Genomic DNA, 2447 nt, shown 5'->3' with positions numbered 1-2447 from the left:
GAATCGAGAGATTCATAAGAAAACGTCATCCTTTCTAGTCTAGCTTTTTTAGAAAGAATAACGTTTTTTTACACTTGGGGGTAGTGAAGATTTTTAAGTTGATGGGCATGCGATGAGAATGTAATAAATGTAGAATTGACAAAGGTGACGATTTTGATAAGTTGTCATTCTATGACAGGTTTTGTAAAATAAAATAGAGGATTTTTGGCTTAGGCTAATTTTTCTTTTCATTTACAGTAAAATATATGAATCCACAACATGTGTAGAAATGTTGCGGTTTTTCTTTTCATAACTATAAAAGATAAGGATTTGTTAACGGGTAATGAATATGGAATGGTTGGAACAATTATTAGGAAAAGAGTGGAGTCTTGTACCGGCTGGTGGAGTAACGGGCGATGCATATATTGCGCAAAACGGACAACAGAAGTTATTTTTAAAGCGGAATACATCGCCCTTTTTAGCGGTATTGTCAGCAGAAGGAATTGTTCCAAAATTACTTTGGACAAGAAGGGTAACGAATGGTGATGTAATTTCTGCTCAAAAATGGCTTCCGGGACAGAAGCTAGAGCCAGAGGATATGAAACTAGAACGTGTTGCGAAACTTTTGAAGAAAATACACTCCTCTAAAGCGCTTGTACAGATGATTCAAAGACTTGGGAAGCAGCCGCTTCACGCACAAGAGTTATTACAACAACTGCAACTCGTTTTAAGAGGAGATATAAGGGATGATGAAACAATTCAGCAAGGCCTTCAATATTTAATGGATTCATTAAAAGCTATTGAATACAATGAATTCGTTGTATGCCATTGTGATGTAAACCATAACAACTGGCTATTGTCGGATGAAGATGAATTGTTTTTAATTGATTGGGATGGAGCTGTAATTGCTGACCCAGCTCTAGACCTCGGTATGTTATTATATTGGTACATTCCGCGCCAGGAATGGAGTGAGTGGCTCGGTTACTATGATATTGAAATGGATGAATCGCTGCTTAGGCGTATGAGATGGTATGTGATAGCACAAACGATTTTGTCTATTCAATGGCATACAACAAAAAAACAGCAAGCAGAAGCTGAATATTGGCATCAATATTTACAGCAACTACTTGCTTCAGAATGATACTTAAGAAAAATTGTCCATTCCAGCAATCCACTGAGTAAGTTGTTCTTGATTATTGGAAATATGGTTGTCCAAATTAGAGGAAGATTTACCCGATTGACTATAAGAATATACATCGTTTAGCATTGTTTTAGCGTCACTACTTATATTATCGTTTGCGAGTAACGATTGAATGAGGCGCTCTAATTGCTCGCATTCTGAAACTGTCCCGCAGCAATCACTTTGGTGGTTGACTAAAATATCTTTCAGCACTTCTAATTGATGTTGTTGATTAATTGGCATGAACGGATCATCCTTTCGATTGTTTTTCTCTTCAAATGTAAGAGAAAAAGCTGTTTCGTCATGGAATGTTTAATGCTGTATGTAGTTTTTATCAAAATGGTACATCTTATACTTGAAAGAAACGGACCGAGTGCTCGTACGTACTTGGTTTTTTGTTTGGTAGATTGATTAAAAAAGAAAGAAGGAATTATTCCTTTAAAATAGCTATGTAAAGAGAGGGAAACATCTATGCGTTTAAGACATAAACCGTATGCAATGGATCGAATTAATGAATATTCACATATCGTAATCGGAAACCCAGAGGAGCGCGCTGGTAGCTGGAAAGAAGTATTTGGAAACGAACAACCAATTCACATTGAAGTAGGTACAGGTCGTGGCCGCTTCATGTATGATATGGCGAAAGCGAATCCACATATTAATTATATTGGAATTGAAAAATTCACAAGTGTTGTTGTAGATGCACTTGATAAATTAATTGAAGAAGAATTACCAAACTTAAAGTTAATTAATAAAGATGCTGAAGATTTAACAGTTTTCTTTGCGAAAGGTGAAATTGATCGCGTTTATTTAAACTTCTCAGATCCATGGCCAAAGAAACGTCATACGAAGCGTCGTTTAACGTATAAAACATTTTTACGTAATTACGAAGAAGTGTTAGTAGAAGGCGGAGAAATTCATTTCAAAACAGATAACCAAGGTTTATTTGAATATTCTCTTATGAGTATGGCTGAGTACGGTATGTTACTAACGTACTTAAGCTTAGATCTTCATAACAGCGACTTTGAAGGTAACATCATGACTGAATACGAAGAGAAATTCTCTAGTAAAGGTCATCGTATTTACCGAGTTGAAGCAAAATATCGTACAGAGCCTATGCAGTAATGCGTAGGTTTTTTTACATCTAAAATAATCAGAATTTTATGTTAAGATTAATTGAAAAGACCTGCGGTAGTATGTCAACTGAAAAATAATATCTTTTGAAGTTATCAAAGGACAAATTGCTTAAAAAAGACATCACGAAACTAGACCAGTATTTTATGTAAAA

3 protein-coding genes are annotated in these 2447 nt (G+C 35.3%); 2 read left to right on the top strand and 1 reads right to left on the bottom strand.

What is annotated here, in order from left to right; all coding sequences use genetic code 11:
• Positions 1-322 precede the first annotated feature (322 nt).
• Entirely contained in the window at positions 323-1120 is a 798-nt protein-coding gene (locus MR168_RS32620) for a phosphotransferase family protein (protein WP_001986674.1), read from the top strand.
• 3 nt (positions 1121-1123) lie between these two features.
• Here the strand turns inward: MR168_RS32620 and MR168_RS32615 are convergent, their stop codons facing one another.
• Complete coding sequence (locus tag MR168_RS32615; RefSeq protein ID WP_001122235.1) at positions 1124-1402, bottom strand: YtzH-like family protein; 279 nt, start codon at positions 1400-1402, stop codon at positions 1124-1126.
• Positions 1403-1630: 228 nt separating this feature from the next.
• Between MR168_RS32615 and trmB the strand changes: the two genes are divergently transcribed.
• Entirely contained in the window at positions 1631-2284 is a 654-nt protein-coding gene (trmB, locus tag MR168_RS32610) for a tRNA (guanosine(46)-N7)-methyltransferase TrmB (RefSeq protein ID WP_001239385.1), read from the top strand.
• Positions 2285-2447: the final 163 nt, after the last annotated feature.

Source organism: Bacillus cereus group sp. BfR-BA-01356 (genome assembly GCF_022663635.1).
In the GTDB taxonomy this organism is placed as follows: Bacteria; Bacillota; Bacilli; order Bacillales; family Bacillaceae_G; genus Bacillus_A; species Bacillus_A cereus.
This window is presented reverse-complemented; position numbering and strand designations above follow the sequence as displayed.

Coding starts and splice junctions, on each gene's coding strand:
- trmB (WP_001239385.1), top strand. CDS start 1,631: ATGCGTTTAAGACATAAACCGTATGCAATGGATCGAATTAATGAATAT.
- MR168_RS32615 (WP_001122235.1), bottom strand. CDS start 1,402: ATGCCAATTAATCAACAACATCAATTAGAAGTGCTGAAAGATATTTTA.
- MR168_RS32620 (WP_001986674.1), top strand. CDS start 323: ATGAATATGGAATGGTTGGAACAATTATTAGGAAAAGAGTGGAGTCTT.